The following is a 15,068-nucleotide window of genomic DNA, read 5'->3' as shown; positions in this document are numbered from 1 at the left end:
CTCTCACCTACTCAATGTTCATGGCTGCTTGATATGCTGTTGAAAACGCTATCTGTAAATTATATCCACCTGTTAAAGCATCTATATCCAAGACTTCTCCTACTATGTAGAGATTTTTTACTAATTTTGATTCCATAGTCTTTGGGTCAATCTCTTTCACATTTACCCCGCCAGCTGTAATTATTGCTTCATCTATATCTCTTAAAGAATCATATTTTAAATCGAAGTGCTTTAAATTGTTGATAATAGATGCTCTCTCAGACTTAGTTATATCACATGCTTTTTTATAATAGTCTATATTTATCGAATTTAAAAATATATTTATTAATTTTTTTGGCAATAGATTTTCTAATACTTTTCCAATGGATTTTAAATGTTCTTCTTCAAAAAGTAAAATTAATTTATTATCTAATTGATCCTCACTCAAGGCAGGTTTTAAATCTAAGATGAGTTTATAAGCTTCATTTGTACTCATATATGATGAAGCACTAAGTATTATTGGTCCAGATATACCAAAGTGAGTGAAAAGCATTTCACCAAACTCTTTAAAAATTTTTCTCTTTTTTTCATTTATAACACTTACTTCTACATTTCTAAGAGATAGTCCCATAAGTTCAAGTCTGTCATCTTTATCTAGACTTGTATTCATCGCAACTAATGATGCCTTGATAGGTTTTATACTATGTCCAAATTTTTGAGCTAAATTATATCCATCTCCATTAGAGCCAGTTATTTTGTAGCTCATACCACCACAAGCTATTACAAGATTTTTTGCATAATCCGCTCCAGAGCTAGTAATAATTTTAAAAGTTTCATCGACTTTTTCTATATCTTTAACTATTGTTTCATTTTTAAATTTTATATTTAAATCTTTTATGAGATTTTTAAACATTTCTATGATTTCCATAGCATCATCAGACTGAGGAAAAACACGATTGCCTCTTTCAACTTTAGTTTTTATGCCGTTGTCATTAAAAAATTTAATAAGATCAATTGCTGAATAATTATTTAATGAACTATACATAAATTTTGAATTGTGAACAATATTTTTAAGTATATTCTCATTATCAGAGTAGTTGCAGATATTGCATCTACCTTTTCCTGTTATTCTAAGCTTTCTACCTGGATATTTATTCTTGTCATATAAAATAACTTTCTTACCATTCTTAGCGCAATGTACAGCAGTAATAAGACCTGCAGCTCCTGCACCGACTACGGCTACATCATATATATTATTCATTTATTTATCTTCATAAGGATCAAAATCATATATGTCATAAGACTTATAAATCCTTTCCATTTCTGTTAAATAATCTTGAGTTGACTCTAAGTTTTTAAAGCTTAATCCAGCTATGATTATGTTTATAAGCGATAGTGGAGCGACGAATGAATCTATGAATAGAATTATATCGTTTTTTGCAACTAAAACTAAATCGCTGTTTTTAGCAATAGTTGTATTTGTATTGTCTGTTAGAGAAATAACCTTACTTCCCTTTGATTTAGCGTATTTAAGAATGCTTACTGATTTTTTAGAGTATCTTGGATAGCTAATGCAAAAGAATGTATCTTTTTCGTTCATGTGTAACATATTTTCATAAACTATATCGTCATCTGAATTAATTATGATAGCGTCTTTACCCATTAATTTTAAGTAGAAGCAGAAATAATTTGCCAAGAAAGATGATGTTCTTAAACCAAGAACGAAAATTTTTCTGCTTTTATTTAAAATATTTATGCCTTCATAAAGTTTTTCTTTATCAAGATCAGTTTTTAATCTTTTTACGTCGTGTGCATCAGTTGTTAAGCATGATTCAACGAGTTCATCCATGGTTTTTATTTGTCTTAGCTTAATTCTGTCTATATTAGATAGACTTATTTTAGCCAGCTCATGAATATCGTCTTTAAGCTCTTTGTATCCGTCATAACCAAGTAATGTAGCAAATCTTACTACGGTTGATTCACTTAAACCAAGCTCTACAGCAAGTTTTTGAGCAGTTTGAAAGGTTGATTTATGAAAATTGTTAAGAATGTAGTCGGCAATTAACCTCTGCCCTTTACTAAATTGCTTTTTATTTTGTTCAATTCTATAGATTAAATTTTTCTCCATCATCCTCACTCCTCTTCTCTAAAATATACGTTTTACATGGCTTATTTTTCTGATTAATAAATTCTAGCTTAATAACATTAAAAATTTTTTGATCTAAACTATTTAAAAAATCATAAATCTTAATATCTTCTACACTTCCTTCTTCATGACCTGGATATGTAGTTATCATAATAATTGCTCCAAAACTTAGCTTTTTTAATAGTAATTCTATTGATTTTATTGTGCTTTTTGAATTGGTGACAAGCTTTTTATCAGCTCCAGGTAGATAACCTAAATTATATATTGCAAAATCAATATCTTCATGTATATCTGATAAATCATCATGACTTTTGTTAAGATAGATACAGTTCTTATATGCGTATGAATCTAATAAAGATTTTGTGTTTTCTATAGCTTTGATTTGAACATCGTAAAGATATAATTTTTCATAATTTGGAGCATTTTGCAATACTCTTAGGCTGTCGTGACCATTGCCACAAGTCATATCTACTAGTATCTTTTTATCTTTCAAAAAAGTTTTTAATATATAATCAATAAAATGATTAGTGTTATCTAAGAATTTATATTTCATCTAAATGATTCAACTTCTTCCCTTGATAATTTTCTAAATTCTCCGACCTTTAGTGGTCCTAGTTCTAAATTACCAATTTTAACTCTTTTTAACATAAGTACTTTATATCCTAATACTTTAAACATATTTCTAACTTGATGATTTCTACCCTCGCATATTGATATAGATACTAAAGAGCTCTCATCATAAACATTAAGCACCTTTACAATGCTTGGCGCAGTTTTGACGCCATCAAGATATACACCAGTTCTTAGCTTATTAAGATCATTTTTATTAGGCGCCTTATCTAACTTTGCGATATATTCTTTATATATTTCATGCTTTGGATGCATAATTCCATTAGACCATTGACCATCGTTTGTTAAAAGCAATAAACCAGTTGTATTTGCATCAAGTCTTCCAACAGGATATATTCTCTTTTTTATCTTATAGTCATATAGATCTGAAATTATTTTTTTTGCGTATTTATCTTTTAATGTAGTCACGTAACCTAGCGGTTTATTTAGAGCTATGTATATCTTTCTGTCTTTATCAATGCTAATTACATCTCCATTTAATTTAACTATATCATTTTCAGGATCGACAAAACACGGCATTTTCTCAACCACTTTATTATTTACTGTTACTTTCTTTTTTTCAATAAGTTCGTCTGCTCTTCTGCGAGATACTTCTGCGTTTTCAGCTATAAACTTATTTAATCTCACTTTCTCCATTATCTTGCCTTTCTATATCAATATCCATGTTTATATTTGGAAGCTCAGATAAATCTTCTATGCCAAAGCTTCTTAAGAAAATATCTGTAGTCCCATAAAGTATAGGCTTACCTGGTGTATCAAGTCTTCCTACTTCTTCTATAAGTCCTCTATCAAGTAATGTATTTACAGGACCGTCGGACTTAACTGATCTAATCTTTTCTATCTCCATCTTAGTTACGGGCTGTTTATATGCGATGATAGATAGTGTTTCAATAGATGCGTTACTTAAACTATTCTTTGTTTTATCACTAAGTAATTTTTTTACATAATCAAAATATATATCTCTGCTAATAAGCTGATATGTGCTATTCATTCGAATTATTTTTAATCCATCATTACTTGAGTCCATATCATTTCTTAATTGCTCTATCATAGTTTCTGCTTCATCAAGCTCTATTTCACATATCTCACTAATTACTTTTATATCAAGTGGGTCTCCCCATGCAAATAAAAGTGCTTTAACAATTTGTTTTATATTATTCATTAGTATCACCCATGTATGTGAAGTTTATATCAGAGAATGTCTCTTCTTGCTCATAGTTAATCACTTTGTTTTGAATAAGTTCTAGTACACTTATAAATAATGTGATTACATAAGCTACGTCAACAATTTCTGGAATAAATTCACTTAATTTTAAATTTTTATTCTTTTTAAACCTTTTAACTATATCATGCGTCATTTTTTTAACACTGAATTTTTCTCTACGTATACTGCTTGGCTCTTGTTTTATAATTGTTCTTTTTGTGGTAAGCAGCGCCACAAGCACCTTTGATAAATTTTCTAAATCAAAGTTTAAATCTAAAACTTCTTCTTTCTCATCTATCTCATCCATAGGTTTAAACACAAAATTATTTGATTCTTCGTACATAGAGTTTAAATATAAAGACACATCTTTATATATTTTATATTCTAAAATATTTTTGCTTAGTTCAAGTCTAGGATCTTCTTCTACGTTATCTTTTTCAACTGGTATAAGCATCTTAGATTTTATCTCAAGAAGTCTTGAAGCCATTACAAGAAAATCGCTACTCATCTCTACATCAATCTCATCAGATGTATTGATATAGTCAAGAAACTTTTCGGTTATTTCATTTATTGGTATATCAAAGATGTCCATCTTTTCTTTATCTATTAATTCTAATAGAACGTCAAAAGGACCTTTGTAGTTACTTATTTCAACATTATACATTATACTATCTTTCCAATCAAATTAATCATAAAAGTAACCATTGGTATTAGAATTTTATCTAATGCACCACTAGTTATAAGTAGTAAGAGTAAAATATAGCCATATCTTTCGTATTTCGCTAGATAATACTCATACTTTATTGGTAAAAATGAAAATATTAGCTTAGAGCCATCTAGTGGTGGTATTGGAATAAGATTGAATACGCCTAAGATTATATTAAACCAAAAGGTGCTCAATAATAATTCTTGCATAAAACCATTTAGATTTGTATGTTTCAATATAATAACAGAAATGATTGCTAGGATAAAATTTGTTAATACACCAGCTATAGATACAAAAAATGTACCTCTTTTCCTATTTCTAAAATTATTTGGATTAATCATAACCGGTTTTGCCCAGCCAAATTTAAATAATATTAAACATATAGTTCCTATAGGGTCAAGATGATGAAGTGGATTCAGTGAAAGTCTACCATCATTTTTAGCAGTTTCATCACCGCATAGATAAGCTGCAAAGCCGTGTGCCATTTCATGAGGTATTATGGTCACTAGCACTGCTATTGACCTAATAATAATTTCTTGTAAATTTATATTTTGAAGCATTATTTAATCACCTCTAAAATATGTTTATCTTTTACTGATTTATCTGTATAAACTATACTATCTTTTAAGAGTTTTATTTGACTCGAATTTAGTTCTTTATTTGATCTTATAGTAAATAGCAAATCACCTTTACTGATTTTGTCTCCAATATTCTTTTCATTTATTAATCCAACTGTGTAATCAATAATATCCTCTTTTTTTAATCTACCTGCGCCAAGCTCATTAAGCGTTTTGGCAATATCTTTTAGCTTATATGAACTTAAATATCCACAAGCATCAGCTAAAATTTCAGTTTCAAATTTAGCTTTATCAAATTTATTTATATCTTCAATATAGGATATGTCTCCACCTTGATTGTGAACAAACTTTAAGAACATTTCAAAAGCATAGCCCTTATCTAAAACATTTTTAATTTTCTCTTTGACAAAAGAATATTCTACGTTCTCTATATTGAGAATTAATTCATAAACTATATGATTTATCTCATCATACAAGTCATCATAATCTTTGTAATTGCCTTTTAAAAAGTCTATTACTTCAATAATTTCTAGGTTATTGCCAACTCTTTTACCAAGAGGCTTATTCATTGAGCTTATTATACAAGTAGTTTTTCTTTGGAAAGCCTTTGATATAGCTAGCATTGTTTTGCAAAGCTCTCTAGCTTTGTCAATATTTTCCATAAAAGCGCCGCTACCACACTTAACATCAATTACTAAGGAGTCATTTCTAAAGCTAAATTTTTTACTAAGTATCGATGAAGCTATCAAGGGTATTGAGTCAACACTTGCGCATACATCTCTAAGGGCATAAAGAATTTTATCGGCTTTAGCTATATTTTCTGATTGACTTATTATAAAAAAGCCTAAATCATTAGCAGTTTTTTTGATCCATTCATCACTTTGATTAACTTTAAAACCTGGTATAGACTCAAGCTTATCTAAAGTACCTCCTGTGAATCCAAGGCTTCTGCCACTCATTTTTAAAAATTTATATCCCATAGAAGCAAGTATTGGACCAAGTATTAGGCTTACTTTATCTCCTACACCTCCAGTTGAGTGCTTATCGAGTATAGCTGAGTCAATACCTTTAAAATCTACATATTCACCATTGTCTATTATTGCCTTAGTTAAATAATATGTCTCTTCATCGTTAAGTCCATTCAAAAAAATTGCCATAAGTAGACTAGATGTTTGATAGTCAGCAATGGATTCATCTAATATACCCCTGATAAAAAAGTCAATTTCGTTTTTATTTAATAATTTTTTATCTCTTTTCTTTTCAATTATGTTAATTATGTTCATTTTTATTTTTTAAATAATCATAAGCATAGTTAATAGCAATGATTGAGCTTGCGTTTTGAACTTCTCCGTATAAAACTTTTTTTCTTAGCTCTTCTATCTCAATCTCTTCTACTTCTAAAAATTCTCCATCATCAAGGTGTTGTTCTGTTTTTACTAAATCTTCTGCCAAAAATAAATCGATTTTTTCGTCAGAATATCCAGGTGATGTGTAAAACTCCATGATATATTTTGGGTTTTCGCATAAATAACCTGTTTCTTCCTCAAGCTCTCTAGTGGCAGCTTGTACAGGCGTTTCTTGAACTTCAACAAGACCAGCAGGTACTTCTAATAAAGTTTTTTCAACCGCCTTTCTGTATTGTCTAACCATTAAAAGCTTAGTTCCTTTTATTGCAATAATTACAACAGCAGGTTTATGCTCAATTATTTCTCTTTTAGAATATTTTTTATTAGGCATTTCAATAGTATCAATGCGCAAACTTAGTATTTTGCCTTGATAAATCTTTTCGCTTTTTAACGTTGTTTCTACTTCAATATTTTCCATTCTATTCCTCACTTTTTAATAATTCTTTAGCATTTTTTATAGCTATATCACTAATTTTACCTGAGCTTAATAGCCTTGCTAGCTCTAAAACTCTTCCATCATAGTCAAGTCTACGAACATGGCTTATGGTAGATTCGTTCTCATTAGCTTTTTCTACTAGATAATGTTCTTTTGCCTTAGCTAAAATTTGTGGCAAATGTGATATAGATATTATCTGGTATTTATTTGACAATTCTTTTAATTTATTTGCAAGGCAGCTTGCTGTGTAGCCGCTAAGTCCTGCATCTATCTCATCAAAGATAATAGTGTCAATATTGTCAAAATCAGCTCCTAAATTTTTTATGGCAAGCATTAGTCTTGACATTTCACCACCAGATATAATTTCACTGATAGGCTTAACAGATTGACCTTTATTTGCGCTCATAAGTATTTCTACTTCGTCATAGCCATAATCTTTCATGGCCTTCTTTGCCTCGACCGATATCTCGACCTGAATATTATTCATATTTAGTGTTTTTAATTCATCTTCTAGCATCTTTGAAATCTTTTTCGCTAGTGCTTTTCTTTTCGTGCTTAATTCATCTGCTTTTATGTCAAATGTTTTTTTATAATCAATTAAAGATTTCTCTAAATTTTCTCGTTCTATCTCAATATTTTTTATTTCTTTAAGTTTTTTGTCCAGGTCTTCCCTATATATATTAATATCTGAAATTGTGTTGCCATATTTATATTTAATCTTGTTTATCTCATCAATTCTTTTATTTAACTCATATAACCTTTCTTGATCATAATCTATTGAGTCAGAAAAATAATTTATCTCTTCATTTATATCTTTTATAAGCTCTTGATAATCCATAAGTTTTTCGTACCAAGATGCGGCATCTTTTGAGTACTCTTTTAAATCATCTACAAGGTTACTTGCATCTGAGAGCAAGGTATCAACGCTATAGTTTTCACTTTCTCTTAAAATTTGATTTATCTTATAAGATGTTTTCTTTATATCCTCACTAGAGTTAAGCCTTTTTATTTCGGCCTCTAGCTCTTCGTCTTCGCCTTCCAAAATTTCAGCTTTATCGATCTCATTTTTTTGAAATTCAATAAAATCTATCTGATTATCAATTTCTTTTTGATTTCTAGGAAGCTCTTTTAAACGCTTATTTGTTTTATCTATTTTATTATACAGATCCTCAATTTCACCAAGTAAAGATTTATATTCATTATCTCCAAAATAATCAAGTATATATATGTGTTCATTTTTATCTAATAGAGTAAATTGCTCTTTTTGTCCTAATATATTAATGCTAATATTGCTTATTTCACTCAAATCTTTAAGCGTTATACTCATATCATTAATATAATTCTCACTTGATTTGTCTCTATATATAATTCTTTTTAGAATTATAGGACTTTTTAGTTTTGCATTCAAAATTTGATTAATTTTGCTTAATTTTTTATTATCTAAATCAATATGAGCTTCAATACTTGAAAATTCTTTACCATCTCTAATTTGATTTTTGCTCGCTTTTGCACCAAGCACAACAGCTAAGGCGTCAACAATGATGGATTTACCACTACCAGTTTCACCTGATATAGCGGAAAAACCATTGTCAAAGTCAAGTTCTAATGAATCAATTATAGCAAAATCTTTAATATATAATTTTTTAAGCATATATTCACCTACTTAAAGAATCTTTTACTAATTTTTTAATATCAATATTTCTTGCAATGTCTTTTCTTGTAAATAATGCAAGGTACTCAATATTACCTTCCCCGCCTTCTATAGGCGATTTGCATATATCATTTAAATAAAGGCCTTTTGCATGAAAAGATAATATCACTTTATTTATTGCATCTATATGTAATTTAGCATCATTAAATATGCCATTTTTTCTCTTTATTTTGCCTGATTCAAATTGTGGCTTAATTAAAGCTACAAGTTTACTTTTTTCATTTACAAGCAAATTAAAAGCATCAGCTAATAATGTTAATGATATAAAACTTAAATCTGACGTTATTATATCAAAATCTTCATTAAATGTATCCTCTTTAATGTTTCTTGCATCAAAAGATTCAATAGATATAACTCTTTTATTGTCTTTTAAAGATGGGTGAAGTTGATCTTTGCCAACATCTACAGCATAAACTAAACGTGCCCCATTCTTTACTAAAACGTCTGTGAAGCCTCCTGTAGATGCTCCTATATCAATACATGTCTTATCATTAATATCTAATTTAAATGCATCTATCGCCTTAATTAGCTTAAGTGCACCTCTTGATACGTATCTAGTTATATCATTATCTGCATTTATTTCTACAATATCATTTTCATCAACATCATAACTTGGGCTAAGAATAATTTTGCCATTGACATAGACAAATGAACCAAGAATTAACTTTTTAGCTTTGGTCCTACTATCAATATCTTTAAATTCGTTTAAATACTTATCTAATCTCATATTATTTATTATTTTTAAAAATATTTCTAAATTTTAAAATTATCTTTGAAATAAAAAATATTATTTCTCTATATTTATTTATTGCAACGGATTTACCTAAAGATTTGCCTCCGACTGTAAAACCAGCGACTGATGCTGTAATTAAAGTACCTATAAGAGCTATGTTTATATCGTTAAATTTATCATAAATTTTGCTAAGAAGACTCGCACCTAAGGCACCTGAAATGATGCCTGCCATATCACCGATTACGTCATTACAAAAGCTTGATACCTTATCAGCATTTTTAATTAAATCAATAGCTACTTTTCCCTCTTGTATGCGGTTTGCGGCCATTGAATGAAATAGTTTTTGATCTGCACTTGTTACGCTCACGCCTATAATATCAAATATTATACCGATAAGTATAACGGAAAGAAGCATAATAACACCGACGAAAATATTTACGTCTTTAAGTAAATGGTCTAGTAAAAACGATAAGGCGACAGACATAATAAATGTAAACATGGTTATGAGCATTGTCCACCTATAATCTGTTTTAGACGTCTTGCTTTTTTTATTTTTTTCTATTTTATTTATACTTTTTTCTTTATATTTATTTTTTAGTTTCAAAATATTCTCCTATAAGTTTAGGCTTATTATATATTACCTAATTTGATAATATTAAAAACATTAATTCACAATAAAAGCTGATAGTTACCTATCAGCTATAGTGGCAACTAAAAAAGTAAATCTTACGGCTTAGGTCCAGTTGGTTTTCCCTTACTAAGGCTATATGTCACCAATCATAGCGGTTTCCCATTAATTTAGTAATTATACTGTTGCCAAATATAATACTGGATTGCCACTTAGTCCGCACTGTAATCCCTTTTTAGTCATCTTACGATTTAGTCTAGAAGTTTTCCCAAACAGTATTTTATATCCTTAGCCTCTTTTGCAATTTAGGTTTCGATAACTTTTTTTATTGTTCTCTGGCCACAAGTTCAATAAAAAGACCTTATCATCCGCACTAGACCACTCAAGGCAAGCTACACTATTTATAAAAAATAGGTCTACATAAGATAAATCTTACGCCTCCGCGACAGCAGGGTCAACGCCTACATGCCGTTGTAGATCGCCCCATCTGTCTTACTCTCAAAGAATGCCCATGACTGGGCGTCACAAGCACAAATCAAGAACTTCATCGATACGCTCTTTGGCGGATTTTTAGCCCCGCCTTCATGATATAGAATACTGACTAGAATACTACACCACTAATTTGATTATACTATAATAGTGGTATTTTGTCAATTAAAATAAGCTTATCTGGTTGGTTTCATGCATATCTTTAAAAAAGTTTATAGATTTTAAATATGCAATTACTGTGCTGTTGACCTGAGTCCTTTTTTGAAAGTCCTCAATTGAGTTAAACTCTTTAAGTTCTCTCTCTCTAATTATGTTATTAGCTGGATCTTTACCAAGTCCAGCAATTACTGTAAATGGTGGAATGATTTCACCATCAATAACAGTAAATTTTGTTGCTAGTGATTTATCTAAATCTATTGGCGCAATACTTATATTTCTGAGCTGCATTTCTTTAACTACCTCTGCTAAAGATAACAGATCTTCATCTTTTTTCTTTGCTTGTGGGTTTTGAGAAATTTCTCTTATCAACGCATCTAAATTATCAATTTTTTGAACAAGAGCGTCATAATCAAAATCATTTATCTTTTGAGTAAAATATGTTGCATAGAATGCGGCTGGATAATAAATTTTGTACCAAGCAAGTCTGTAGCTCATCATAACATAGGCAGCAGCATGTGCTTTTGGAAATAGATATGAAATTTTATGACAGCTATCTAGGTACCACTCTGGTAGTGGATACTTCTTTATTTCATCTTCATAATTTATAATTATAGTTTCATTATCAACAATTTTCTTTTGTATTAATGGTTTACCTTTTCTAACAAACTCCATTATTTTAAATGCTGTAGATTTATCCATACCTGCATCAATTAACTGGTTCATGATGTCATCTCTAGTCGAAATAACTTCTGACATAGGTACATTCATCTCATTTACAAGTTTTTCTGCGTTACTATTCCAAACGTTTGTTCCATGTGAAAGACCACTTATTCTTACAAGATCTGAGAATGTTTTTGGCTTTGTATCTTTAAGCATGCCTCTAACAAAGTTTGTACCAAATTCTGGTATAGCTATGGTTCCTACGCCAAATTTTAAATCATCTTTATCAATACCTAAGGCGTCAGTTGATGAAAATATTGACAATGTTTTTTCGTCATCAAATGGTATATCCTCAATTTTAGTATTAGTTAGGTCTTCAAGATTTTTTATAATGTTAGGAACATCATGACCAAGAAGGTCAAGCTTAAGTATTTTACCGCTTATGGAGTGATAATCGAAATGCGTTGTAATTATATCTGTTCCCATGTCATCAGCTGGTTTTTGAACTGGAGTAAAATCTAGTATGCTCTTATTTTTAGGAACTACCATTACCCCGCCGGCGTGTTGGCCAGTTGTTCTCTTCGAGCCTTTTATTCTTTTACTTAAAAACATAGCGTGCAAATATGAAATATTTTTATTTTTCTTTTCAAGATAATCCAAGATGCAAGCAGCAGCAGTCTTATCAGCTAGTGTGCCTATAGTTCCGGCTCTAAATACAAAGTTTTCTCCAAATATTTTTTCAGTATTCTTATGCGCTGTCAATTGATAATCGCCAGCAAAGTTTAGATCTATATCGGGCTCTTTATCGCCATTAAAGCCTAAAAATACTTCGAATGGTATCTTTTGTCCGTCTCTATTCATTTCATGTGAACATATTGGACAATTTTTACGAGGAAGGTCAAAGCCTGAATCATATTTTGGATCATCGACAAATTCACTGTGCTTACAATTTGGGCAAACATAATGAGGTATAAGTGGATTAACCTCAGTTATATCGCTCATAGTAGCTGCAAATGATGAGCCAACAGAGCCTCTTGAACCAACAACGTAGCCATCGGCATTTGATTGTAAAATAAGTTTTCTTGCTATGATGTATAAAACTGCATAACCATTGCCAATTATTGAATCGAGCTCTTTATCAAGCCTCTTTTTAACTATCTCTGGAAGTGGATCTCCATATATGCTTGTAGCTTTATTGTAGCAGCAGTCTCTAAGGTCCTTATCTGAATTTTCAATAAATGGCGGGAAGGTATCTTTAGGAATTGGCCTTATATTTTCAAATTTCTCTGCAAATGCTAAAGTATTATCAATAACAATTTCTTTTGTTTCCTCTTCGCTTAAGTAAGGAAAACTATTTAATAATTCCTTTGTAGTTTTAAAATAATGATCTGTGTTATTACATTCTTTTCTGCTTCCTACAAAATTTTTTCTGTTAAAGACTAAAATTGATCTATAGACACTATCACTTTGATCAATATAATAAACATCGCCATTAGCAAGTACTGGAACATTTACTTCTTTTGCAGCATCATATAGCCTTCTATTAATATTTTTAATTGAATCCATTTCGTGAAGGCTCTCATCTTCGATTAAATAAAGATATTGGTCCATTGGGTGAAGCTCGACAAAGTCATAGTATTTGATCATTTCTTTAAGTTTATCGATCTCTTCACATCTAATTAAGGCGTTGTATATAGGGCCGTTGTAAGAGCCTCCTCCTACTAAAAGGCCTTCTCTGTTTTCATCTATTTGACTTTTATAAACAATTGGCTGTCTATTGTAATTATCAATATGAGATAGAGAAATCAGTCTATATAAATTTTTTAAACCTGTTAAATTTGTAGCAAATATTGAAATATTGTGAACATTATAATAATTTTGTGATTTTATTTTTGACATATCATCAAGATTATTGCAATTTTGTTCTTTTAATAAATCTAAAAGCTTTAAGAACACAAAACCTGTAGCTGTCGCGTCATCTATTGCTCTATGATGATTTTCTAGATTGATATTAAATAGAGCTGTTAATGTATCTAGTCTATGCTTTTTCAAATCTGGCAATAAATATCTAGAAAGTTCAAGTGTATCTATATATTCATAATCAAATTTGATTCCTTTTCTGTGCATAGAGCTTTTGATAAAAGAAATATCGAATTCAGCGTTATGAGCGACTAAGACTGAATCTTTACAAAAGTCCATAAATTTTTCTAATATTTCATCAAATGATGGGCAGCCAGCTACAGTAGCATCATCAATTGTAGTTAATTCTGTAATTCTATACGGTATATGAAAACCAGGATCAGTAAATTCTGAGAAATTATCTATAACTTTGCCATCTTTTATCTTCACGGCACCCATTTCTATAACTCTATCGTCAGTTGCTGAAAAGCCTGTAGTTTCTACGTCAAAAACAACAAAGGTGTTTTTGTTATCGCCTTTGTAATTGTTTACTAAAGTTTTTGTATCGTCAAATAAATTCGCTTCTACACCATATAAAGGTTTAATACCTGTTTCTATAGCTGCATCCATAATTTCTGGATAGCTTTGAACAACATTTTTGTCCATGAAGCCTAGCGAATCATAGCCTCTCTTTTTTGCTTCTTTAAAATATTCTTTAGCTGATATAAATCCTTCTTGACTTGACATCTTAGTGTGTAGTCCTATTTCTACCCTCTTTATATCTTCTGTTTCTTCATCTGTTTTTTCTTCATTAATTATTTCATAGCTGTAAATCTTTATGCTCATAATATTTTGGAAAAGATTAACATTACCACAAAGGTATAATTTAACTCCATTATCTATATCATATTCGTAATCATATTTTCCTTCTTTATTTTTTCTTATGAATTTACTAACTCTGATAGCCTCTTCACCGTCATCTACAGCAAATTTAACTAAGGCATAATCATCTCTGTCAACAAACTCATAAGCAAAGACTTCTCCTTGTATTGTAATAAAGTCCATATCAGAAGTGATATCTTTTATTTTGATGCATTTATTTTTATCAATTTCTTTTTTCTTTCTGAAAAATGATTTTTTATCGCCGTTTTCAGCACTTGCTTCGCTCTTTTTCTTTTCTTCTTTAACAATTTTAAAGCTTTCACTTATTTGTTCAGCGTTATTTTTTAATTGATCAATAAATTCTTCTTTATTGATAACAATTTCTTTGCATTTAGTCTTTATAGCCTTATTTTCAAAGTTTGTGCACAAAGATCTCATCAGTTCAAGGAAAGGATTTGCATTGAAGCTATCTAGTATTAGCTGATTATCAAGTGTAAATGTATATGATGCATCATCTTCTTCATAGCTTAATGCTTTTTCATCGATATCAGTGAATTCATTTCTTATTGAATTGAAATATTCGCTGCACTTTGTATATTGTATTGCATTAATATTTACATCTGATAAAGAGAATTTTAAAAAAGTAGACTTAATTAATTCATCTACTTTTGGAGCTAGACTTTGCTCTTTCAAATTATAATAATAAGTTATTTTAAGTGTCTTTTCATTAAGAACAGGACTTTCGAAAAATATCTTATCATCATCTGAAAGAAAATCTATATTTATATTCAGTTCTTCAGGTTTAAATAATTTTATCATTGC

The 15,068-nt window shown here is 29.8% G+C and carries 13 protein-coding genes; all 13 read right to left on the bottom strand.

What is annotated here, in order from left to right:
* Positions 1-7 precede the first annotated feature (7 nt).
* The 13 genes from M1R53_RS04210 to M1R53_RS04150 all read right to left on the bottom strand — a co-directional run bounded on the left by M1R53_RS04210 (position 8) and on the right by M1R53_RS04150 (position 15,065).
* On the bottom strand, positions 8-1,240 hold the full coding sequence (locus M1R53_RS04210) for a BaiN/RdsA family NAD(P)/FAD-dependent oxidoreductase (protein WP_249242089.1): 1,233 nt from the start codon (positions 1,238-1,240) through the stop codon (positions 8-10).
* Positions 1,241-2,107: a MurR/RpiR family transcriptional regulator gene (locus M1R53_RS04205; RefSeq protein ID WP_249242088.1), complete on the bottom strand. Its 867-nt coding sequence runs from the start codon at positions 2,105-2,107 to the stop codon at positions 1,241-1,243. It lies immediately after the preceding gene.
* Positions 2,085-2,678, bottom strand: a complete 594-nt coding sequence (gene mnmM, locus M1R53_RS04200) for a tRNA 5-(aminomethyl)-2-thiouridylate-methyltransferase MnmM (protein ID WP_249242087.1) — start codon at positions 2,676-2,678, stop codon at positions 2,085-2,087. The genes M1R53_RS04205 and mnmM overlap by 23 nt, the downstream gene beginning before the upstream one ends.
* Complete coding sequence (locus M1R53_RS04195; protein ID WP_164993643.1) at positions 2,675-3,382, bottom strand: pseudouridine synthase; 708 nt, start codon at positions 3,380-3,382, stop codon at positions 2,675-2,677. Before M1R53_RS04195 ends, mnmM begins: the two co-directional genes overlap by 4 nt.
* Entirely contained in the window at positions 3,369-3,917 is a 549-nt protein-coding gene (gene scpB / locus M1R53_RS04190) for an SMC-Scp complex subunit ScpB (protein WP_249242086.1), read from the bottom strand. The genes M1R53_RS04195 and scpB overlap by 14 nt, the downstream gene beginning before the upstream one ends.
* Positions 3,910-4,623 carry a segregation and condensation protein A gene (locus M1R53_RS04185; RefSeq protein WP_249242085.1) on the bottom strand — a complete coding sequence of 238 codons (714 nt, stop codon included), beginning with the start codon at positions 4,621-4,623 and terminating at the stop codon, positions 3,910-3,912. Before M1R53_RS04185 ends, scpB begins: the two co-directional genes overlap by 8 nt.
* Positions 4,623-5,225 carry a site-2 protease family protein gene (locus M1R53_RS04180; RefSeq protein ID WP_249242084.1) on the bottom strand — a complete coding sequence of 201 codons (603 nt, stop codon included), beginning with the start codon at positions 5,223-5,225 and terminating at the stop codon, positions 4,623-4,625. Before M1R53_RS04180 ends, M1R53_RS04185 begins: the two co-directional genes overlap by 1 nt.
* Positions 5,225-6,526, bottom strand: a complete 1,302-nt coding sequence (locus tag M1R53_RS04175) for a thymidine phosphorylase (protein ID WP_249242083.1) — start codon at positions 6,524-6,526, stop codon at positions 5,225-5,227. The genes M1R53_RS04180 and M1R53_RS04175 overlap by 1 nt, the downstream gene beginning before the upstream one ends.
* Positions 6,513-7,067 carry an NUDIX hydrolase gene (locus M1R53_RS04170; protein ID WP_070599809.1) on the bottom strand — a complete coding sequence of 185 codons (555 nt, stop codon included), beginning with the start codon at positions 7,065-7,067 and terminating at the stop codon, positions 6,513-6,515. The genes M1R53_RS04175 and M1R53_RS04170 overlap by 14 nt, the downstream gene beginning before the upstream one ends.
* A gap of 1 nt (position 7,068) precedes the next feature.
* Positions 7,069-8,736, bottom strand: coding sequence for a DNA repair protein RecN (gene recN, locus M1R53_RS04165; protein WP_249243181.1), 1,668 nt, complete (start codon positions 8,734-8,736; stop codon positions 7,069-7,071).
* A 4-nt stretch (positions 8,737-8,740) separates the two neighbouring features.
* Positions 8,741-9,523 carry a TlyA family RNA methyltransferase gene (locus tag M1R53_RS04160; RefSeq protein ID WP_249243180.1) on the bottom strand — a complete coding sequence of 261 codons (783 nt, stop codon included), beginning with the start codon at positions 9,521-9,523 and terminating at the stop codon, positions 8,741-8,743.
* A gap of 1 nt (position 9,524) precedes the next feature.
* Entirely contained in the window at positions 9,525-10,133 is a 609-nt protein-coding gene (locus tag M1R53_RS04155; RefSeq protein WP_019213557.1) for a hypothetical protein, read from the bottom strand.
* Positions 10,134-10,811: 678 nt separating this feature from the next.
* Positions 10,812-15,065: a PolC-type DNA polymerase III gene (locus M1R53_RS04150; RefSeq protein WP_249243179.1), complete on the bottom strand. Its 4,254-nt coding sequence runs from the start codon at positions 15,063-15,065 to the stop codon at positions 10,812-10,814.
* Positions 15,066-15,068: the final 3 nt, after the last annotated feature.

The sequence above is a fragment of the Fenollaria massiliensis genome, from assembly GCF_023347705.1.
Taxonomy (GTDB): Bacteria; Bacillota; Clostridia; order Tissierellales; family Peptoniphilaceae; genus Fenollaria; species Fenollaria massiliensis.
This window is presented reverse-complemented; position numbering and strand designations above follow the sequence as displayed.